17 protein-coding genes and 1 pseudogene are annotated in these 21,215 nt (G+C 69.0%); 8 read left to right on the forward strand and 10 right to left on the reverse strand.

All coding sequences use genetic code 11. The features are described from left to right. Window positions 1-2: 2 nt before the first annotated feature. The 9 genes from ASJ79_RS10795 to ASJ79_RS10835 form a co-directional block, all read right to left on the reverse strand. Entirely contained in the window at window positions 3-998 is a 996-nt protein-coding gene (locus tag ASJ79_RS10795) for an acyl-CoA dehydrogenase family protein (RefSeq protein ID WP_067954952.1), read from the reverse strand. Then, window positions 995-2,152: an acyl-CoA dehydrogenase family protein gene (locus tag ASJ79_RS10800; protein ID WP_067954954.1), complete on the reverse strand. Its 1,158-nt coding sequence runs from the start codon at window positions 2,150-2,152 to the stop codon at window positions 995-997. Before ASJ79_RS10800 ends, ASJ79_RS10795 begins: the two co-directional genes overlap by 4 nt. Further along, window positions 2,149-3,066, reverse strand: coding sequence for an acyl-CoA dehydrogenase family protein (locus tag ASJ79_RS10805; RefSeq protein WP_067954955.1), 918 nt, complete (start codon window positions 3,064-3,066; stop codon window positions 2,149-2,151). Before ASJ79_RS10805 ends, ASJ79_RS10800 begins: the two co-directional genes overlap by 4 nt. Continuing rightward, window positions 3,063-4,238 (reverse strand): acyl-CoA dehydrogenase family protein, encoded by a 1,176-nt coding sequence (locus tag ASJ79_RS10810; protein WP_067954956.1) that lies wholly within the window; start codon window positions 4,236-4,238, stop codon window positions 3,063-3,065. Before ASJ79_RS10810 ends, ASJ79_RS10805 begins: the two co-directional genes overlap by 4 nt. 8 nt (window positions 4,239-4,246) lie before the next feature. After that, window positions 4,247-5,395, reverse strand: a complete 1,149-nt coding sequence (locus tag ASJ79_RS10815) for a CaiB/BaiF CoA-transferase family protein (RefSeq protein ID WP_067954957.1) — start codon at window positions 5,393-5,395, stop codon at window positions 4,247-4,249. Beyond that, on the reverse strand, window positions 5,388-6,311 hold the full coding sequence (locus ASJ79_RS10820) for an SDR family NAD(P)-dependent oxidoreductase (RefSeq protein WP_067954988.1): 924 nt from the start codon (window positions 6,309-6,311) through the stop codon (window positions 5,388-5,390). Before ASJ79_RS10820 ends, ASJ79_RS10815 begins: the two co-directional genes overlap by 8 nt. Continuing rightward, the gene (locus ASJ79_RS10825; protein WP_067954958.1) at window positions 6,304-8,142 is read right to left on the reverse strand and encodes an NAD(P)/FAD-dependent oxidoreductase; all 1,839 of its coding nucleotides are present in this window, start codon (window positions 8,140-8,142) and stop codon (window positions 6,304-6,306) included. Before ASJ79_RS10825 ends, ASJ79_RS10820 begins: the two co-directional genes overlap by 8 nt. 68 nt (window positions 8,143-8,210) lie before the next feature. Continuing rightward, a complete protein-coding gene (locus ASJ79_RS10830) occupies window positions 8,211-9,581 on the reverse strand; it encodes an SRPBCC family protein (protein WP_067954960.1) in 1,371 nt (456 codons plus the stop codon). Next, window positions 9,581-10,432: an SDR family NAD(P)-dependent oxidoreductase gene (locus ASJ79_RS10835; RefSeq protein ID WP_067954962.1), complete on the reverse strand. Its 852-nt coding sequence runs from the start codon at window positions 10,430-10,432 to the stop codon at window positions 9,581-9,583. Before ASJ79_RS10835 ends, ASJ79_RS10830 begins: the two co-directional genes overlap by 1 nt. Before the next feature lie 139 nt (window positions 10,433-10,571). Here ASJ79_RS10835 and ASJ79_RS10840 point away from each other — a divergent pair, with 139 nt between their 5' ends. Genes ASJ79_RS10840 through ASJ79_RS10875 form a run of 8 tightly spaced genes read left to right on the forward strand, consistent with a single transcriptional unit; the run spans window position 10,572 to window position 20,828 of the window. Then, entirely contained in the window at window positions 10,572-12,152 is a 1,581-nt protein-coding gene (locus tag ASJ79_RS10840; protein ID WP_067954964.1) for an SMP-30/gluconolactonase/LRE family protein, read from the forward strand. Beyond that, complete coding sequence (locus ASJ79_RS10845; protein ID WP_067954966.1) at window positions 12,149-12,916, forward strand: GntR family transcriptional regulator; 768 nt, start codon at window positions 12,149-12,151, stop codon at window positions 12,914-12,916. The genes ASJ79_RS10840 and ASJ79_RS10845 overlap by 4 nt, the downstream gene beginning before the upstream one ends. Continuing rightward, complete coding sequence (locus tag ASJ79_RS10850) at window positions 12,913-14,424, forward strand: AMP-binding protein (RefSeq protein WP_067954968.1); 1,512 nt, start codon at window positions 12,913-12,915, stop codon at window positions 14,422-14,424. The genes ASJ79_RS10845 and ASJ79_RS10850 overlap by 4 nt, the downstream gene beginning before the upstream one ends. Beyond that, window positions 14,415-15,179, forward strand: coding sequence for an SDR family NAD(P)-dependent oxidoreductase (locus ASJ79_RS10855; protein ID WP_067954970.1), 765 nt, complete (start codon window positions 14,415-14,417; stop codon window positions 15,177-15,179). The genes ASJ79_RS10850 and ASJ79_RS10855 overlap by 10 nt, the downstream gene beginning before the upstream one ends. Continuing rightward, entirely contained in the window at window positions 15,176-16,657 is a 1,482-nt protein-coding gene (locus ASJ79_RS10860; RefSeq protein WP_067954972.1) for a long-chain fatty acid--CoA ligase, read from the forward strand. Before ASJ79_RS10855 ends, ASJ79_RS10860 begins: the two co-directional genes overlap by 4 nt. A gap of 41 nt (window positions 16,658-16,698) precedes the next feature. Then, a complete protein-coding gene (locus ASJ79_RS10865) occupies window positions 16,699-18,465 on the forward strand; it encodes a bifunctional diguanylate cyclase/phosphodiesterase (RefSeq protein WP_067954989.1) in 1,767 nt (588 codons plus the stop codon). A 57-nt stretch (window positions 18,466-18,522) separates the two neighbouring features. Beyond that, window positions 18,523-19,662: an LLM class flavin-dependent oxidoreductase gene (locus ASJ79_RS10870; protein ID WP_231750814.1), complete on the forward strand. Its 1,140-nt coding sequence runs from the start codon at window positions 18,523-18,525 to the stop codon at window positions 19,660-19,662. Further along, the gene (locus ASJ79_RS10875) at window positions 19,659-20,828 is read left to right on the forward strand and encodes a sulfotransferase (RefSeq protein WP_067954974.1); all 1,170 of its coding nucleotides are present in this window, start codon (window positions 19,659-19,661) and stop codon (window positions 20,826-20,828) included. Before ASJ79_RS10870 ends, ASJ79_RS10875 begins: the two co-directional genes overlap by 4 nt. Before the next feature lie 264 nt (window positions 20,829-21,092). On the opposite strand, the pseudogene ASJ79_RS33850 reads toward ASJ79_RS10875, so the two are convergent. Then, window positions 21,093-21,215: pseudogene (locus tag ASJ79_RS33850) on the reverse strand (sugar phosphate isomerase/epimerase); the annotation flags it as partial.

Raw genomic sequence — 21,215 nt, forward strand, 5'->3', positions numbered from 1 at the left:
GGTCATTTCCCTTTCGAGTATCTCTGTGAGAGTCGTTTCCGTTGTGCTGCAGGAGAACCGAAGAGGGATCGGTTCAGGGTGGCGCGTTTGAGGTAGACGTGGATGCCGCTCTCCCACGTGTAGCCGATGCCGCCGTGCAACTGCATCGCCTTGCCGGCGACGGTGACGGCCGCCGAGCAGGCGTAGGACTTCGCCATCGCGGCGGCCACCGCCGCGTCGCCGCCGTCGGCGAGGATGCCGACGGCGTCGGAGACGAGACGGCGGGACATTTCCACCGCGACGAGCATGTCGGCGCAGGCGTGCTTGACGACCTGGAAGGATCCGATGGGGCACCCGAACTGGTGTCGCACCTTCACGTAATCGACGGTGTCCGACAGCATCTGCGCAGCCAGGCCGAGGCTGTCGCAGGCGATTGCCACCTCGGCGCGGTGCCGCACCGACTCCGGATCGCCGTCGAACTCCAGCAGTCCGGTGATCTCGGCAGCGTCGGCGGTGACGGTCGCCAACTGCCGCGTCTGGTCGACGACGGGCTGCTTGGTGACGGTCATCTGCGCGGCGTCCACCACCGCCGCGGCGCCGTCCACCAGCACCAGCAGCCGGTCGGCACCGTCGGCGTCGGGCACGAAGTCGGCGCGGCCGGTGAGCCTGCCGCCGTCGACGACGAAGCCGTGCGGGACGACGGCGAGCCGACCCGGCCCGGCGGCGACCGCGCCGAGCAGTTCGTCACGAAGAGCATTGGCGGGCAGCATGTTCAGCGCACCGACAGCGAGCACCGCGCTTCCGAGATAGCTGTTGGCCCCGGCGGCCCGCCCGATCTGTTCGAGGATCACCGCGGTCTCGACGAACGTCGCCCCCGCTCCGCCGAGGCTGTCGGGGACCTCCAGGCCGGTCCAGCCCGCGTCCACAAGCACCGACCAGTCGGCCGTGCCCTCCTTGGCCAGCAGATCTCCCGCGACAGAGCGGAGCTCGTCGTGGAACTCGGAGAATCGGCCCGTCACGCCGGACTCGGTTCCCGTGGCAGGCCGAGGCCCCGCTCGGCGATGATGGTGCGCTGGATCTCGCTGGCTCCACCGGGAATCGTCCATTCCCAGGAGCCGACGAAATCCAAGACCCACGAGCCGGACTCCCACCCGCTCGACATCGGCTTGGTCAGCACGGTGTGTGCGTCGAGACCGCCGATCTCGGCGCCGAAGTCGGTCAGCCGCTGCAACAGCTCGCTGTAGTACAGCTTCACAATCGACGCGTCGGCCGGTCCGGCGGCGCCGTGTTCCACGATCTGCCTGCACAGGCCGCGCAGCCCGGTGATCTCGGTTTCGAAGCCGGCCAGCCGGTCGGCGACGATCGGGTCGTCGACGGGCGCGGACTCCACCAGCCACCGGAAGCCCGCGTTGCCGAGCCGTTCGGCGAGCTCCAGCATCGTCATGCCGCGCTCGGCTCCCAGCGTCGCCTGCGCCACCTGCCACCCGTTGTTCTCGGCGCCGATCAGGTTCGCAGCAGGGATTCTCACGTCGTCGAGGAAGATCTCGCAGAAGTGCGAGTCCCCGACCGCGTTGCGGATCGGCCGGACGTCCACCCCGGGGCTGGTCATGTCGAGCAGGAAGTACGAGATGCCCTTCCGCTTGGGGGCATCCGGGTCGGTGCGGGCCAGCAGCAGGCACCAGTCGGCGTGCATTCCGCCGCTGGCCCACAACTTCTGCCCGTTGACCACGAACTCGTCGCCGCCACACCGGCGGGCCGTGGTGCGCAACGCCGCCAGGTCCGAACCGGCCTCGGGCTCGGAGAAGCCCTGTACCCAGATCTCGCCGTCGAGGATCGCCGGCAGATGCCGTCGGCGCTGCTCGTCGGTGCCCGCGACCAGCAGCGTGGACGCGGCGTGATGGATCCCGACGAAGGCCAGCACCAACCGGGGTGCGTCATGGGCGGCCAGTTCCTGGTACAGCACGACCTGCTGATCCACCGGGAGGCCGCCGCCCCATTCGGCGGGCCAATGCGGCACCGCGTACCCGGCGCTGTGCAGCTCGGCGAACCACTCCTTCTGGAACCGGACGAACTCGTCGTCACCGACCCCGGTCTGGGCCGCGCGCCAGTCCGCCGGGATGTGCGCACGGCACCAGGCCCGTACCTCGGCGCGGAAGTCGTCCAGTGCCGTCATACGAACAGCCCTGTCAGGCCGCGGCGTCCGGCGCGCCGGGTGAGATGGTCACGGGTCGCGGACAATCCGAACGGCAGCCGGCGCAACGGCTGGCTGTACCGCGACAGCCAGGACAGCGTGGTCTCGTCGCAGAAGCCCACCGCCCCGTGCAGCTGATGGCACACCCGGAACACCACGTCGGCGGCCTCGACGGCGGCCATGCGGAGCGCGAGCGCGTCGTCGACGGCGTGCGGCTGATCGGTCGCGATGGTCCACAACGCGTGCTTGGCGAGGATGTCGACCCCGCTGCGCTCCACCTCGGCGTCGGTGAGCTGGAACTGCACACCCTGGAACGACGACAGTATCTGGCCGAACTGTTGGCGCAGGCTCACGTGGGCGACGGTCAGCGCCACCGCGCGGTCGAGCATGCCGAGCAGCGTCCAGCACGGCAGTACCAGTGCGAGCGCGACATCGCCGGAACCGTCACCGTCGACGGGTGACAGCTCCAACTCGGCGACGAACCCGGGGCCCGCCGGCCCGGGCCCGGTGACCGAGGCGCGCCGACCGTCGAGATCCACTGTTGCCCAACGTAGCTCCAGCCCGGCGATCGCGGCTGACGGACGCGGGCCGCCGACCACGAGGAGACCGTCGGCATCAAGGTCGGCGGGTGCGGCGAGCCGCTCGGCCAGCGGGTACGGCAGTGCCCAGTAACCGGCACTGCGACACAGCGCCGCCGCGGCCTCCAGGCCATCGGGGTCGGTGCGCGGGTCGAGATCCCACGCGCCGAGCCCGTCGAGCACGGGGCCGATCAGCGCCTGGCGGTCGGCAGGGTCGGCTTCGGCGCGTTCCAGCAGCCGGTCGCCGCCGGCGGCCTCGAACGCATGCAGCGCCTGGCGTCCGTACTCCAGCGCGTCGTCGCTGAGATCGAGGATCATCGGGCACCTGCCGAACCGCTCCTCGCGTGCGCACCCAGCATCGCCCGCGACAGCAGAATCCGCTGCATCTCAATGCTTCCCGACGACACCGTGGATGCCTGCGAGTACCGCCAGTGGTCCTCGACCTCGCCGAGGAACCACGCTGCGCGATCGTCGTCGTGGCGGACCTCGGCGGCGATGTCCATCAACACCTCGGCGCTGTCCTGGTCGAGCGTGGTGACCGCGATGCGGTAGGCCGACGCGTCACCCGGGGTGATGCGGCCGCTGCTCTGCAGCGCCACCACGCGGTAGGCGAGCAGGCGCGCCCGGCGGCAGTGGGTCAGCATCCGGATCCACCGGCCGCGCAGCTCGCCGGGCAGCGCATCCCACCGGTCACCCAGGACGGCCGGCGCGGCGGCGAGCAACCGTTCACAGCGGGCGTACCGCGCGATGCCCACCCGCTCGAAGGCCATCACGTCCTGCACGATCGACCAGCCCGCGTCGACGGTGCCGAGCACGTCGGCCCGGCTGACGCGCAGGTCGTCGAAGAACACCTCGTTGAGGTGGTGCGGGCCCAGCATGGAACGGATGGGGCGCACCGTGATGGCCGGATCATCCATCGGCACAAGGAAGATCGTCAGGCCCTGTTGTTTCTTCTCACCTTTGGAGGTCCGCGCGAGCAGGAAGCACCACTGTGCCATCGTCGCGTAGGACGTCCAGATCTTCTGACCGCTGACCAGCCAGCCGTCACCGTCGGCACGCGCGGTGGTCCGCAGCGACGCCAGATCCGAACCCGCCTCGGGCTCGGAGAAACCCTGGCACCAGATCACCTCGCCGGCGGCGATGGGCGGCAGATGCCTGCGCTGCTGCTCCTCGGTGCCGTGGCGCATGATGATCGGCCCGACCCAGTTCACGCCCATGTACTGGGCGCCCCGCGGTTCGTGGTGGGCCCACATCTCCTCGCGCACGACCGTCTGCTCCCACACCGACGCCCCGCCGCCGCCGAACTCCTCCGGCCACGCCAGGCACAGCAGGTTGCGCTCGGCGAGGATGCGGCAGAACGCCTGCGCGGTCGCCAGATCGGCCGGGTCGTCGGTGAACGCGCCGAGGAAGTCTTCCGGCACATGCTCGTTCACCAGATCGCGTAACTCGCGGCGCAGGTCTGACGCCCGCTTGCCCATGTCGAAGTCCATCGGGTTCCCTACCCCGCACCCAGGCCGAGTTCGTCGAGCACCGATGCGGTGTCCGCGCCGAGTTCGGGCGCCGGCCCGCGCACCCGGCCCGGGGTGCGGGAGAACCAGGTCGGCACACCGGGGAACCTGACCGGTCCGTGCCCGGTGTCCACGGTCTCGAAAAGCCCCACCGCGTTGAGGTGCGGGTCGTCGAACAGCGCGTCCGGGGTGTTCAGCGGCGCGGCCGGAATCTCCAGTTCCCGGAACAGATCCAGCCATTCGTCGGTCGTGCGTTCCGCCAGCGTCTCGGCCACGAGTCCGTACACGGCGTCGATCTGGTGGGCACGGGCTTCCAGTGTCGCGTACAGATCCGAGGACCACGGCGGCTGCACGGCGTTGACGAACGCGTTCCAGTGCTTGTCGTTGTAGATCAGCACGGCGATGTAGCCGTCCTTGGTGCGGTAGGGGCGGCGGTTGGGCGCCACCGTCCGCGGGTAGACGGCCGGACCGAGCGGGGGGTCGAACATGGCGCCGTTGGCATGTTCGACCAGCATGAAGGCGGCCATCGTCTCGAACATGGCGACCTCGACCTCTTGCCCCTCCCCGGTCCGTTCACGGTGGAACAGCGCCATCGTCGTCGCGTACAGCGCCGTGAGTCCGGCCACCTTGTCGGCCATGATGGTGCCGACGTAGTCGGCTTCGCCGGTGAGTTGCCGCTGCACGGCCGGGATTCCGCACTCGGCCTGGATGGTGTCGTCGTACGCGGGCCGGTCACGTTCGGGTCCGCGCCGCCCGTATCCGTAGCAGTTGGTGTAGACAATCGAGGGGTTGATGGCCGCGACGTCGTCATAGCCGAATCCGAGCTTGGCGATCGCCTTGGACCGCATCGAGTGGATGAACACGTCGGCCCGGGCGATCAGTTCCCGCATCGCGGCCTTGCCGCCGTCGGAGCGCAGGTCCAGCACCACACTTTTCTTGCCGCGGTTGACGTTGACGAACACCCCGCTCATTCCCGGCACCGGACCGACCGAGATGAACCGGGTGTTGTCCCCTTCGGGCGGTTCGACCTTGATCACCTCGGCGCCCATGTCGGCCATGATCTGCGTGCAGTACGGGCCCATGACCATCGCGGTGAGATCGACGACGCGGATGCCGGCCAGCGGTCCGTTCTCAGGCATGGACGGACCCTCGGTTGGCCATCGCGAAGCTGTACCGGATGTGGTCGCCGTGCCCGTCCGGCACCACCGGGAACGTGAGCGGCTCGGAACGGTCCCGGATCACGTCGAGATTGTCCGCGACGTCCGCGATCGTCCATGACGACCGGTACACCCCGGGGGACTCCGTCACCGCGGCGGTGGCGACCCGGCCGGCCAGCGCGATGAACATCTCCCCTGTGACCGAACAGCTTTCGTGGGCCAGGTAGCCGACCACCGGGGCGACGAGCTCGGGGCCCATCGGCGGGTAGGCGGAGGTGTCGATCCCGGCGGCCATCCGGGTCACCGCGGCGGGCACGATCACGTTGCTCGTCACATTATGGGCGGCGCCCTCCATCGCCGCGACGTTGGACAGACCGATCACCCCGGCCTTCGCGACGGCGTAATTGGCGACGTCGTGGTTGCCGTAGAGCCCGCCGATCGACGAGGTCAACACGATGCGGCCGTACCCGGCCGCCTGCATCACCGGGAAGGCGGGCCGCACGACGTGGAACGCGCCGCGCAGGTGCACGTCGAGCACGGCCTCGAAGTCGTCGTAGGTCATCTCCGCCAGCGATGCGCGGCGCACGATGCCGGCGTTGTGGACCAGGATGTCGACGCCGCCGAAGCGCTCCTGCGCCGCGGAGACGATGGCCCGGCCACCCTCGGGGGTGGCGACGCTGTCGGTACTGGCGACGGCTTCCCCACCGGCCGAGACGATCTCGTCGACGACCGTCTGGGCGGGGCCGGTGTCGGCGCCCTCGCCGTCGAGCGCGCCACCGGGATCGTTGACCACCACCTTGGCACCCTGCGCGGCCAGCATCAGCGCGTACGCGCGCCCCAGCCCGCGTCCGGCTCCGGTGACGACGGCGACGCGTCCATCGAAACGCAGGTCAGCCACGGAGCTCGAGGCCTTCGAGGGCACCGGCCGCGCGCCACTCGGCGATCAGATCGTCGAACGCGTAGAAGCCGGGCGAATAAAAGTCGCCGAGGAACGCGCCGTTGTTCTCCGCGCCGCCGCGGCCCTCGTTGTTGTAATAGCCCGGAGTACAGGACAACTCGAAGGCGGAGTTGTCGATCGACAGTTCGCGGACGGTCGCGACCCAGTTGTCCTGGCCCTCCTGCGTGGGCTCGACCGTCGTCGCACCACGGCTCTGCGCCTCGGCGATGATGTACGCGATGTGCTTGGCCTGTTGCTCGAACATCGCGGTGGTGTTCGCCGACACCCCGCCCTGGATGAAGCCCATGAAGAACTGGTTCGGGAATCCGCAGGTCGTCATGCCGTGCAGGGTCTTGTAGCTGTCGTGCCAGTAATCGAAGAGCGACAGCCCGCCCCTGCCGATGATGCGGTCGATCGCGTACCGGCGGCTGATCTCCGTCGAGATCTCGAAGCCGCTCGCGAAGATGACGCAGTCGACCTCGTACTCCACGCCGTTGGCGACGATCCCCTTCTCGGTCAGCCGTTCCACGCCCTTGGATTCCGACACGTCGACGAGCGTCACGTTCGGCCGGTTGAAGGTGGCCAGATAATGCTCGCTCGAACACGGCCGCTTGCACATGAACCGGTAGTACGGCTTGAGCGCCTCGGCCGTGACCGGGTCCTCCACGACGGCGGCGACACGGCGCCGCAGCCGCTCCATGATCTTGTAGTCCTCCTCCTCCCGGAACGCCATGATCTGCTCGATGGTCACCGCCGCCGGATCGGCGCTGCCCGCGATGCGCGCGGTCAGGTTGCGGCCGAGCTCGGTCCAGAAGTCGCACACCAGATCCGGCTCACCGAACACCACGCCGACGAACGGCGACCAGTTGTGGAAGTTCCGCTTGCGCTCCTCCTGCCACCCGGGCTGCAGCGAGGCGGCCCAGTCCGGGTCGGTGGGGGTGTTGACCCGCTCGTCCACCGAGGACGGGGTCCGCTGGAAGACGAAGAGCTCCCTGGCGTCCCGGCCGAGATGAGGCACCAGCTGCACACCGGTCGCGCCGGTGCCGACGAGCGCGACCCGCTTGTCGGCGAGCTTGTGCAGGCCGCCGTCGGCGTCACCGCCGGTGTAGTCGTAGTCCCAGCGGGCGGAGTGGAACACGTGTCCGGCGAAGTCCTTGATGCCGGGAATGCCGGGCAGCTTCGGACGGTTGTAGGAGCCCTGCGCCATCACGACGAACCGGGCCCGGACGTCGTCGCCGCGGTCGGTGCTGATCCGCCACCGTTGCAGTTCGTCGTCCCAACGCAGTTCGCGCACCTGGGTGGAGAACAGCGCGCCGTCGTACAGGCCGAAGTGCTTGCCGATGTTGCGACAGTGGCCGAAGATCTCGGCGCCGTCGGCGAACTTCTTGCTCGGCATGAAACCGAGCTCTTCGAGCAGCGGGATATAGCAGTAGGCGTCGTTGTCGCACTGGATGCCGGGGAACCGGTTCCAGTACCACACGCCCCCGAAGTCACCGGCCATCTCGATGACGCGGATCCCGGTCACACCGGCCTTTTTCAGGTAGGCGCCGGCCAGCAGCCCGGCGAAGCCACCGCCGAGGATCACGACCTCGACGTCCTCGGCGACCGGATCGCGCACCGTCGCCGGCGTGTAGGGGTCCACCTCGTAGAACTCGGCGAACTCGCCCTCGAGCTCCAGGTACTGGGACGCGCCCTCCGGGCGCAGCCGCTTGGCGCGTTCGGCCGCGTACTTCTGACGCAACGCCGGGATGTCGATGTCGGTCGGCGTGTCGGTGGGCCCGCAGGTCTCCACAGTTCCTCCTCTTCGGGATTTCGGCGTAGTTGGTCACGGTGAGCGTGACGAAGTACGCCCAAATCGCTCTACAGCGCTCGGGGTTCGCCGGTTCCCATGTACTTGGACAGTTGGTGGTGCAGGTTGACGGTGCTGCGTTCGCGATACGGGTTCGGCAGCGTGCCCGGGAAACCCGCCGACTTCATGCCCTGCTGTACGGCCGCCATGTTCGAGAAGTCCTGCGGCAGCACCGACAGCCAGTTCGGGGAGTCCTTCGGGGTGTAGGCCCATTCCGTCTCGGGCTCTTGGCCTTTGGGGTACAGCTCGAAGACGGCCACCTCGAAGATGCACTTGTCGGGATGGTAGCTCGGATCGGGGCGGGCGCTGTAGCACAGCGCACTGGTCAGGCCCTGGCCGATCTGGAAGTTCGGGAAGATCTGCCACGCCGTGCCGCTCTGGCCGAGGATGTCCGGTGGGATGGTCGGCCAGATCACCCCGCGGGCCTCGTCGTCGCGGCGGGCCGAGGCCAGCCAGTGCTGCAGCACCTTGTCGGCCGGGGTTCCCTCGGGCAGTTCGTCGACCAGCCGCTTGGCGGCGTTCACCAGTGTCTCGGTGGTGGTCGCGTTGGTCTGTTCCCAGGTGTACATCTGCATCTCGGCGGTGGAGACGCGCGGGTCGTCGCCGGTGCCGAGCCGGATCTTGGACTTGGTCTCGTCCATGCCCTTGGGCGCGTCGTAACCGATGTTGCTGTGCTTGCCCTGCGCTTTGGCCCAGCCCTTGAACTCGCCGAACTTGTTGAACTCCGGGTGGGTGGTGAACACGTGGTAGGTCTCGTTGAAGGCCTCCATCGCGACCTTCCAATTGCAGTCGAAGTAGAGCCATTTGCGCCACTTGTAGCGCATGTTCTCCAGCCCGAACGGGTCGAGGATCTTGGCCGCCGGGAACAGGTAGTCGGCCAGCGGCTCGCAGTCGGGGTCCATGTTGACGAACACCCAGCCACCCCAGGTGTCGACCTGCACGGGCGCCAGGTGGGTGTTCCGCGGGGTGAGCTTGCCGACCCAGTCGTCCTGTTCGCGGATGTGGGTACAGGTGCCGTCCAGACCGTATGTCCAGCCGTGGAAGCCGCACACGAACGACTTTCGGGCGCGGCCGCGCGCGTTCTTGGCGCCCTCCGGGGTGTCGACCAGTCGGCGGCCGCGGTGCATGCACACGTTGTGGTGGGCTTTGAATTCCTTGTCGCCGGTGCGTACCACCAGGATCGAGTCGTCGAGGATGTCGTAGGTGAGGTAGCTGCCGATCTCGGGGAACTCCTCGACGCGGCCGATCTGCTGCCACACCTTGCGCCACAGCCGGTCCCGTTCGGCGCGGGCGTACTCCGGGGAGATGTAGGCGTCCACCCCGATGGTCATCGGTTCCGACAGTTCTTCTGCCGTCTCCACTTTCGCTTCGAGATCGGTCATCAGATCCTCCTAATGGCTTCTCGGAATGACTCGTCCTTGAGGAACAGCGACGTGTTGTCGGCGCCCAGATGGCTCCATTTGAGGTTGAGCCCGCCATCGACGAGCAGGGTCTGCCCGGTGACGTAGCTCGACAGGTCCGAGAGCAGGAACAGGATCGCGCCGGCCTGCTCCTCCGGGGTGCCGCGCCTGCCCATCGCGATGGCCCGGCGGTCGCGGTCGGGGTCCTCGTCGACGTACATGCGTGACGCCGCTGTCTCGGTGACCCCCGGAGCCACGGCGTTGACCCTGATGTCGTCGGTGGCCAACTCCACGGCCATCGTGCGGGTCATCGCGACGATGGCGGCCTTGGCCGTTCCGTAGGCGATGTGGAACGGCGCGGTGTTCATGCCGCTGATCGACGACACCGACACGATCGAACCCGGATCACCCTGGCCGCGGATCTCGGCGGCGACGGCCTGACTCATGAAGAACGCGGTCTCGAGATTGGCGGCGAACAGTGCGCGCCAGTCGTCACGGGTGACGCGGGTGGACGGCATCCACGTCGACGGTGCCGCCCCGCCGGCGATGTTGACCAGACCGTAGAGCCGCCCGTCGGTGCGGCGCACCTGCTGCAGCACGGTCGCGATGCCGTCGTCGGTGGACGCGTCGGCGGCGACGGGCACGACGGCAAGCCCCTGTTCGGCCAGCGGTGCGACGTGCTCGTCGAGATTGGCCGAGGACCGGCTGACCGCGACAACCGTGGCGCCGGCTTCGGCGGCCAGCCGGGTGACCGTGGTGCCGATGCCTCCGCCACCTGCTCCCGAGACGACGACGATCCTGCCGTCGAGGCTCAGCGATAACCCCACCGTCACGTCATTTGTCCGGACAAATAATGGTGCTCTGCATATTGCAGAACACTATTCCGCAGGGCTTATGTGGGCGTCAAGGCCGGAACAGCGTTGATCGCGGCCCTATTGTCTGGACTAGCACTGCTTGCTAACGTCCGGACGCATGATTGCCCGGTACGACGCGCCAGACCCGACCGTCACCGAGGGTTGGCAGGTCCGGCGGGTGACCGCACCGAGCCGCCTGTTCGGTGCGAACGGCTTGCGCACCGGACCGGACGGACGCGTCTACGTGGCCCAGGTGACGGGAAGTCAGATCAGCGCCCTGGACCCGGCGACCGGGCTGCTGGACACCGTGAGCCCCAAGGGCGGCGACATCGTCGCCCCTGACGACGTGGCCTTCGGCGAGGACGGAACACTGTTCGCGACCGAGGTGATGGACGGGCGCGTCTCGGCGCGGGACACCGCGGGCCGCACAAGGGTGCTGCGCGACGACCTTCCGTGCGCGAACGGCATCACGGTGCACCGGGGACGGTTGTTCGTCGGCGAGTGCCGCGACGGCGGCCGGCTGTTGGAACTTCCGCTCGACGGCGGGACGCCCCGCATCCTGCTGGAGAACCTGCCGTCCCCCAACGCGATGGAGGTCGGCCCGGACGGGCTTCTCTACTACCCGCTGATGACGGCCAACGAGATCTGGCGGGTGGACCCTGCCGGCGGTGAACCGCAGCGGGTCGCCGCCGACCTCGGGGTGCCCGACGCGGTGAAGTTCGACGCCGAGGGGTTCATCGTGTCGACGCAGGTGGCCAGCGGCCAGGTGTTGCGCATCGACCCTCGCACCGGCGAGAAAACCGTTCTCGCTCAGCTCAACCCGGGACTGGACAATTTGACGCTGGTCGGTGACCGGCTGTTCGCGTCCAACTTCACCGGGGAGATCACCGAGATCCACGCCGACGGGCACACCTCGACGCTGCTGCCCGGCGGACTGAACTGGCCACTGGACCTGACCGTCTCCGACGGCCGGCTGTACGTCGCCGACGGCACCTACTTCTATCAGCTGACCCCCGACGGGGGGCTGCAGACGGTCGGGATGCTGTTCTCCCCCGGCTATCCCGGCTTCCTGCGCGGGGTGACGGCCGTGGGCGCCGGCGAGTTCGTGGTCACCACCTCGGGCGGACAGGTGGCCCGCTACCGTCCTGCCGACGGTGAAACCGACTTCCTGGCCACCGATTTCGATCAACTTTACGGCGTCGACGTCGCCGCCGACGGCACGATCGTGTTCGCCGAGCTCGGCACCGGCCGGGTTCTGGCACTGCGTTCGGGTGCCACCGAGACGCTGGCGACCGGACTGCGCGAGCCCGTCGGTGTCGCGATCGACCCCGGCGGCGCGCCGCTGGTGGCCGAGTCCGGCGCGGGCCGGGTGGTGCGCGTCGGCTCCGGTGGTGCCGACACCGTGGTGGACGGCCTGCTGCGCCCCCAGGGAATCCACGTACGCGACGGCCGGCTCTACATCGTCGACGCCGGCGCCAAGGAACTCGTCGAGTTCGACCTGGACACCAAGGCGCGCACCACCGTCGCGGCCGGCCTGGCAGTCGGTCCGCCGCCCGGGGTCGAACCCAAGCCGCTCAAGGGCATGCCGCCGTTCTCCGGTCCGCAGGGACCGTTCGCCGGGGTGGCGTCCGGCCCCGACGGCACGCTGTACGTGTCGGCCGACGGTGACGGCAGCGTGCTGGCGGTCGCCCGGCTATGACCGCCACGGCCGGTGGTCACCGCTACCTGCAGGTGGCGCGCACCCTGCGCAAGGAGATCGTCGACGGGGTGTACCCGGTGGGCTCGCAACTGCCGACCGAGCACGAACTGTGTGAGCGGTTCGCGGTCAGCCGGTACACGATCCGCGAGGCGCTGCGCCGGCTCCGCGACGACAAGCTCGTCGAATCCCGCCCCCGCGCAGGCACTCTGGTGGTGCCGCGACCCAACACGAACTCCTACGAGCAGGATGTCGTGTCGATCGACGATCTGCTGGCCTTCGCGCAGGGTGCCCGGTTCGCCATCGCGAGCAACGCGATGGTCACCGTCGACGACGCCCTGGCCGCCCGGACCGGGTTGCCCTCCGGGTCGGAATGGCTGTCGGTGAGCGGATTTCGGCGCACCGACGACGACACCGCGCCGATCTGCCGGACCGAGTACTTCATCAACCGCGGTTTCGCCGCGGTGGGACGGCTGCTGCACCGGCATACCGGGCCGATCTTCCCGCTCATCGAGGACCTCTTCGGGGTCAGCATCGTCGAGGTGCACCAGGAGATCTCGGCGGTGGTGCTCGACGCCGGACTCGCCGCCCAGCTGCAAGCCGAGGAGGGCACCGCGGCGTTGCAGATGCAGCGCACCTACACCACTTCCGACGGCGAGATCGCCCAGGTGACGGTGAACACCCATCCGGCGTCGAGGTTTCGGCACGCGATGACGATGCGCCGGGTGCGGGACGCACAATCAGACCTGAGTCGGGACGCACAATGAGCGGGACGCTGGCCGATGCGCTGCGCGAAGCCGCACGCGAGACGCCGAACCGGGTGCTGCTGCGTGACGACGCGGTGTCGCTGAGCTGCGCCGAGCTGTCGGACCAGGCGACGGCGTTGGCACATGCGCTCACCCGGCGGATGCCGGCGGGCAGCGTGGTGTCCTTCATGGTGCCCAACTGGCACGAGGCCGCGATCGTCTACCTCGGCGCCACGTTGGCCGGCATGGTGGTCAACCCGATCCTTCCGTCGTTGCGCGAGCGGGAGCTGTCGTTCATCCTCGACGACGCCGGCAGCCGGATGATCTTCATCCCGCAGACGTTCGGCGGTCACGACTACGCCGCGATGCTCGACCGTGTGGTCGCCGGCCTGGCGGCCCCGCCGGAGGTCGTCGTCGTCCGCGGCGAGCCGGGACGCCTGGCGCTGCCGGATCTGCTGGCCGAACCGGGCCGGGGCGCGCTGCCCGAGCCGGACCCGGCCGCCACCCGGATGATCATGTACACCTCCGGAACCACCGGAAGGCCGAAAGGTGTGCTGCACAGCCATGAGTCGCTGGCTGCGCTGATCGCACAGCTGGGCCGGTACTGGCGGATCGACCCGGGCGACACCTTCCTGGTCCCGTCACCGATCGCCCACATCGGGGGGTCGATCTACGCGTTCGAATGCCCGCTCCTGCTCGGCACGCAGGCGGTGCTGTTGCAACGGTGGGATCCCGACGCCGCGGTGGCGCTGATGCTCGCACACCGCTGCACCCACATGGCCGGGGCGACGCCGTTCCTGGACGGGCTGCTGGCCGCGGCCCGCCGCGCGGACACCAGACTGCCCGACCTGAAGGTGTTCATCTGCGGCGGGGCGTCGGTGCCGCCGTCGCTCATCCGCAGCGCCGCAGAATATTTCGACAAAGCAGCGGTGAGCCGGGTGTACGGTTCGACCGAAGTCCCGGTGACCACGGTGGGATCCCTCGACGACGTCGACCGGGCCGCCGACACCGACGGACGGCCGGGCATCGCCGACATCAGACTGGTCGACGGTGAGATCCGTACCCGCGGGCCGCAGATGCTGACCGGATACCTGCACGCCGAGGACAACCGCGACGCTTTCGACGAGGCCGGCTACTTCCGCACCGGTGACCTGGGCCGCCTCACCGACGACGGGCATCTGGTGGTCACCGGCCGGGCCAAGGACATCATCATCCGCAACGGCGAGAACATCTCCCCCAAGGAGGTCGAGGACATCCTCGTCACCCACCCGCGGATCGCGGAGATCGCGATCGTCGGCCTCCCCGACCCGCGCACCGGGGAGCGGGCCTGCGCGGCGATCGTCGCCGCCGGTCCGCCCGCGCCGGACGTCGCCGAACTCGGGGAGTTCCTCGTCGCGCGCGGTGTCGCGAAGTTCAAGGTGCCCGAGCAGGTGGTGTTCGTCGACGCACTGCCCAAGAACGATGCGGGCAAGGTGCTCAAGCACGCGATCAGAGCCGATCTGGCGAAGGAGGGTTCGACATGCAGGTAGCGATCGTCACCGGCGCCAGCAGCGGCATCGGGTTCAGTTGTGCGACAACGCTTGCCGCGCAGGGCATGGCGGTGCTGGGCACCGGGCGTGACCGGGACCGGCTCGCCGAGTTGGGCCGGACCTCCGACCGGATCGCGACGCTGGCGGTCGACCTGACCGACGACGACGCCCCGCAGCGCATCGTGTCCGCGGCGTTGGAGCGGTGGGGCCGGATCGACTTCCTGATCAACAACGCAGGCATCGGCAGCCCGAAGCCGTTGCACGAGACCGACGACGACACCCTGGACCGGTTCCTGGGCATCATGCTGCGGGCGCCGTTCCGGCTGGCACGCGACGTGATCGTGCACATGCAGCCCGGCTCGGCGATCATCAACGTGACGTCGACGTTCGCGGTCGTCGGCGGGCTCCGTGGCGGGGCGTACTCGGCGGCCAAGGGCGGACTGACGGCCCTGACCGGTCACATCGCCTGCCAGTACGGCGCCCAGGGGATCCGGTGCAACGCCGTCGCGCCCGGTGTCACGCTGACACCGATGGTCGCCACGCGACTGGAGGACGAGCGCTTCCGCAAGATCAACACCGAGATGACCCCGCACCAGCGGCTCGGGCGCGTCGAGGACATCGCGTCGACGGTGGCGTTCCTGTGCTCGGAGGGCGGCAGCTTCATCAACGGTCAGACGATCGTCGTCGACGGCGGTTGGAGTTCGACGAAGTACCTGTCCGACTTCGCGCTGAACTCGGACTGGGTGGCGCGTTGAACCTGTTCGCCCTGCTCGACCAGGCCGCGGCGCGCCACGGCGACCGGGGCGCGGTGTATCACGGTGAGCGGCAGGTCCATACCTGGGCGTCGTTGCGCGAGCGGGCGTTGCGGCTCGCGTCGTCCCTGCGGGGGTCGGGGCCCGGCGCCCGGATCGCGGTGGCCAGTGAGAACAGCCCGCACCTCGTCGAGTTGATGTTCGCGATCTGGGCCGCGGAATGTGTGTTCGTGCCGCTCAACTACAAACTGCACCCCCGCGAGATGGCGCAGATCCTCGACGACTCGGGTGCGGCCCGGGTGTTCACCTCGGCGAAGGTCGGCGCCGAGCTGGCCGCGGTGACGTCGGCGCCGGTCGAGACGATCGGTTCTGTCGAGTACGAGAGCCGTTGTACTGCAGATGCTTCGGCGGTACCGCGCACCACGGATCCGGCGCTGCTGGCCTGGCTGTTCTACACCAGCGGCACCACCGGGCGGTCGAAGGGCGCGATGCTGTCGCACCGCAACCTGATCGCGATGACGGTGTCACACCTGGCGGACTTCGACTCCCCCGACCAGAACTGCAGCCTGATCCACGGCGCCCCGATGTCACATGGTTCGGGACTCTATGTGCCCCCGTACGTTTCGCGCGGTGCACGCCAAGTGGTGCCGGCGTCGGGGACGTTCGACCCCGACGAGTTCCTCGACCTGTGCGAGCGGCACCCGGGCTGCAGTGCGTTCCTCGCGCCGACCATGGTGGCCCGGCTGGTGCAGACCGGACGGGCCTGTCCTTCGAACCTGAAGACCATCGTGTACGGCGGCGGACCGATGTACGTGGAGAGCCTGAAGAAGGCGATGGCAGCGTTGGGTCCGGTCTTCGTGCAGCTGTACGGGCAGGGCGAGGCGCCGATGACGATCACCGGGTTGCGCAGGCAGGACCATGTCGCCGAAGACGGATGGGCGCCCGACGCGGTGCTCGGCTCGGTGGGCTACGCGCGCTCCGGCGTCGACGTCGCGGTGCTGGGACCGGACGGCGCACCCGCCGCGATCGGTGAGATCGGTGAGATCGTGTGCCGCGGTGACGTGGTGATGTCGGGGTACTGGAAGAACCCGGCCGCCACCAAGGCGACGCTGCGGGACGGCTGGCTGTGCACCGGGGACATGGGTTCGTTCGACGCCAACGGCTTCCTGACGCTGCGCGACCGGTCCAAGGACGTGGTGATCAGCGGCGGCAGCAACATCTATCCGCGCGAGGTGGAAGAGGTGCTGTTGGAGCACCCCGCCGTGGTCGAGGCCGGGGTGGTCGGCGCCCCCGACGAGGAGTGGGGCGAGGTCGTCGTCGCGTTCATCGTCGGTGACGTCTCGCCCGCCGACCTGGACGTCCACCTGCTCGAGCGCATCGCGCGGTTCAAACGGCCGAAGCGCTACGAGTTCGTCGGTGAACTGCCGAAGAACAGCTACGGCAAGGTGCTCAAGCGTGAACTGCGGGCCCGGCTGGGCTGAGGACTACCGGCATCGTGCGGTTCGGCGGCTACCATGTCGGCGTGGGGTGGGTGCGGGCCGGCCGGACCGCAGTCAAGCGCGCGCAGATGTGGCCGGGCATCGCGACACCGACGCTCATGGCCCGCACTGCCGGTGCCTACTTCCTGGTCGGCGGCGTCCTGGTCGCTCTCGTCACCGCGCTGGCCTCCGACGCCTTCCGCAGCGCCGCCGTGCAGTATGGCAACGCCGCCGTCGCCGTCTTCGTCGGTGTCTGTGTGCTGCTGATCGGACCGCGGTTGAGTCTGCGGCAGTTTCATCTGCTGGTCCTGACCGCGATCGCGCTGATCACGTTGTCCGTCAACGCATCGACAGGGCCCGTCGCGGTGTCCTTCGCGACCCTGTATGTATTCGTCGCCTGCGCAGCCTTCTTCGTCGCGTGGCCCGCCGCGGTGGTCCACATGGGGCTGGCGATCGCGTGCTGCCTGACCACACTGGCCCTGACCCCGGCGGTGCCCTGGTGGACCGGGGCGGTCACCGCCGCCACCACCGCAGCGATCGGGACGGCCATCGTGATCCTCGGCCGGATCGTGTCCAAGGCCGAGCTCGACGAGGCCACCGGCGTGCCCAACCGCCGGGGTTTCGACCGGGCCGTCAACGCCGAGATCAAGAAGGCGCTCGCCACCGGGCACGGTCCGGCGGTCGTCCTGATGTCGGTCGACGGGCACGCCGCGATCCACGAAGAATTCGGGGACCGGGCCGGTGATGCGGTGATGCAACAGCTCGTCGCAGCGTGGCGCAGCATGCTCGCCCCCGGCCAGGTCCTCGCCCGGCGCGGCGACGACGAGTTCGCGTTGCTGCTGCCGGAGACCACCGAACAGCGCGCGTTCGAGCTGACCGAACTGCTTCGCGCCGGCAGCTCACGAGAGTTCTCGGCAGGCGTCAGCGCGTGGAGCCCCGGGGAATCGGCGTCGCCGGTTCTGGCGCGCGCCGACACCGCGCTGCGCCGGGCCAGATCGATCGGCCGGAACCGCACGATGCTGGAATCCTCGCGGCTACCGCCCCTGGCGCGTCAACTCAGCGACGCGCTCGCCGCGGAGACCATCGGCGTGCACTACCAGCCCGTCGTCCGGCTCACCGACGACGACGCCGTCGTGGGCGTCGAGGCGCTGTTGCGATGGTCGCCGGCACTCGGCTCCGAACTGCATGCCGGCGAGGTCATCCGCGTCGCCGAGGACAACGAGCTGATCGGCGAGCTCGACCAGTACGTCTTGCGACGCGCCTGCCTGGACGCGTGCTGGATGCAGCAGCAGTCTGCCGAGCTGCGAATGACTCTGAGTGTCAACGTGTCCGGGCTCGAACTGGTCGAACCCGGCTACGTCGACCGGGTCGTCGGCACCCTCGCGGTCACGGGCTGGCCCGCCCGACAACTGGTCCTGGAGGTCACCGAGAGCGTGCTCGACGTCGACCGGCCGTCCTCGATCAAAGCCTTGATCGAGCTCCGACGCCACGGGATCCGGATCGCCATCGACGATTTCGGCACCGGTTACTCGTCGCTGAGCAGACTCCAGAAGCTGCCGACCGACCTGCTCAAACTCGATGCGTCGTTCACCGCGTCGATCACGCCGGCACCTTCGCCGCCGCCGCTGTTGCAGGCCGTCGCCGGCCTCGCCGATGCCCTCGGCCTGCCCTTCATCGCCGAGGGGGTGGAGACCGAGCACCAGGCCGACGTGCTGCGGGCGATGGGATGCCCCCTGGCGCAGGGTTACCACTTCGGGCGACCCCAGCCGCGGGAGGCGGTCGTCGCCGCGATTGCGCGCGCCACACGTTGACGACCGAATCGGCGCAAACCCGACTCCGGCCGGAGCGCCGCACCCTATGCTGAGCGAGTGCCCAGCAGTGCAGCGGTGCAACCGGCGGCGTTCCTGCGCACCACGCTGCCGCTCGACCTGTCCGGGCTCGGCCGGCTCGACACCGGCCGCTATCACTCGATCTGGTTGCCCGACCACATGGTCAGCTTCTGGCCCGACTCGATCTGGACCCCCGAGTTCACCGATCTGGCCACCGCATCACCGTCCCCGCACCGGCACCTCGACGGGATGGCGGTGGCCGCGGCGGCCGCGGTGCTGACCGAGCACACCCCTCTGGCCACCGCGGTCGTCGACACCGTCCGCCGCCATCCGGCGTCGCTGGCCCAGTCCGCCCTGACCATCGACCACCTCGCCCGCGGGCGATTCATCCTCGGCCTGGGCAGTGGCGAGAGTGAGAACATCGTGCCCTACGGGTTCGACTTCGCCCGGCCGGTCAGCCGCTTCGAAGAAGCGCTGCGCGTCATCCGGTTGCTGTGGGAGTCCGACGGACCCGTCGATTTCACCGGGCGGTTCTACCGGCTGCACCACGCGCGGTTGGACACCGAACCGTTCGACGGCCGCTTTCCGGAGATCTGGATCGGCGCGAGCGGTCCCCGGATGCTCGACATCGTCGGCCGCTACGCCGACGGCTGGTGGCCGGCCGGTGCGTGGACCCCTGACCATTACGCCGACATGCTGTCCGCGGTGCGCGGCTCGGCCGAACGCGCCGGCCGTGACCCGATGGCGGTCACCCCGTGCTTCATCCAGGTCTGTCTGATCGCCGACGACGAGGCCATGCTGGCCGAGATCTTCCGAGCGCCGCTGGTGAAGGCCTTCCTGCTACAGGTGTCCGCACAGACGCTTCGGTCGTTCGGGTTCGCGCATCCGATGGGCGAGGACTGGCACGGCTTCCACGACATCGACCCCGCCACCATGACCCGTGAACGCATCGTCGACTTCCTCGGCCGGGTCGAACCGGAGGCTCTGCTGGCCGTCATCCCGCACGGCACCCCGGCGCAGGTGGCCCGCCGGATCAAGGAGTTCGTCGATGCGGGGTTACGCGTGCCGAAGATCATGGACTACGGCGCGATGGCCGGATTGCACTACGCCGCAACGTCCGCGGATCGGGTACGCGAGACCGAGGACGAACTGCTGCGGCTCTGCGGGGCGGCATCGTGAGCACTGTCCTGGACGCGGGCCGGCTCCTGCGCGACGCCGAGGCCGCCACCGGTCTGCGCGACTACGGTGATCCGACGCTGCCGCAGCGGTTCGCGACCGCCGTCGACCTTCTCAACGATTCCGGCATGGACGCCGACGGTCTCGCACGGGCCGAGGAGGTGTGTCACTGGCTGCTGACCTCGCGGCTGGAGTTCTTCGCCGACCGCGCTCGCCACCCGGTCGCCGCCGAGGTCATCGACCGCCCGATGTTCGTGACAGGCGAACCCCGTTCGGGCACAACGCTGATGCACGCCCTGCTGTCGGTGGATCCGGACGCCCGGGCGCTGCGGTTCTGGGAGGTGATGTATCCGTCGCCGCCGCCGGGCCTGGCCACCGGCGACGATCCCCGGCCGGCGCGCGCCGACGCGGACTGGCGCGAGATCAACACCAGGATGCCCAAGTGGCTGCACAGTCACCCCTACAACGACATGCTCGGCGCCGGACTGCCGGAGGACGAGCGCACCTGGGCGTTCGACTTCCGGGTGATGACGCCGACCGCGTGGTGGCGGGTGCCGATGCAGACCGTGGTCGGCGGACTGCCCACCGACGCGGCGGCGCAGTACCGTATCCACAAGGCGATGCTGCAGCAATGCCAGTACGGCCGCCCGCCGAAGTACTGGGTGTGCAAGGGTTTCCACGGGTTCCGGCTCACCGAGTTCTTCGACACCTATCCCGACGCGTCGCTGCTGTGGCTGCATCGTGACCCGGTCCAGGTGGCGGCGTCGCGCACCATGATGATGGCCGACATCCTCGAAGGCATCGTCGGCCCGGTCGACCTGAAAGCCGCGGCGAAGATGCATCTGGAGCTGACCCGGGCGAGCATCGCCAACACCATGAGCCATCCGCTCGTCGCCGACCCACGCATCCTGCACGTGCGTTACACCGATTTCGTCGCCGACCAGGTCGGTGTTGCGCGCGCGTACTACTCGTTCAGCGGACGCGAACTGACCCCGCGAGCCGAGACCGCCATGCGCGACTATCTGGCGCGCAATCCCGGCGACCGGTACGGCAAGTTCCGCTACTCCACCTCGCTGCTCACCGACATCGGCGAGAACCTCGACGCGCTGCACGAGGAGTTCCGGCCCTTCCGGGAGCGGTTCGGCGTCGAGATCGAGAAGCGGGACTGAAGGTTTGACCGTGCACGAGCGGCTCTCCGTCCACAACGTGACGTTCTACGGCGCACCGCTGTCCGAGCTCCATGAGCACTGGCAGCGGCTGGCGGTGAAACAGTTGAGCGTGATCGACTCGCAGCTCTTCGATTCGGCGCTGCCAGAGCTGGCGGCCCGCCACGGCTACCGGGTGGACGCCGTCTATCACCTGTTCGGCGCGGGCAGGGTTCCCGTCGCGCCGGCCGAGGTGCGCGCCGCCCGCGAAGCGCTGGACCGCGTCGAATCGAAGAGCTGCGAGTCGATCACGCTCAACTGTTTCACCGCCAGCCGCTGCCAGTGCTCATGGAGCTCGGACAGCGGTGCGCCGTAGAACGTCACGTTGTGGACGGAGAGCCGCTCGTGCAC

This window comes from Mycobacterium sp. NAZ190054 (genome assembly GCF_001545925.1).
Lineage (GTDB): Bacteria > Actinomycetota > Actinomycetes > Mycobacteriales > Mycobacteriaceae > Mycobacterium.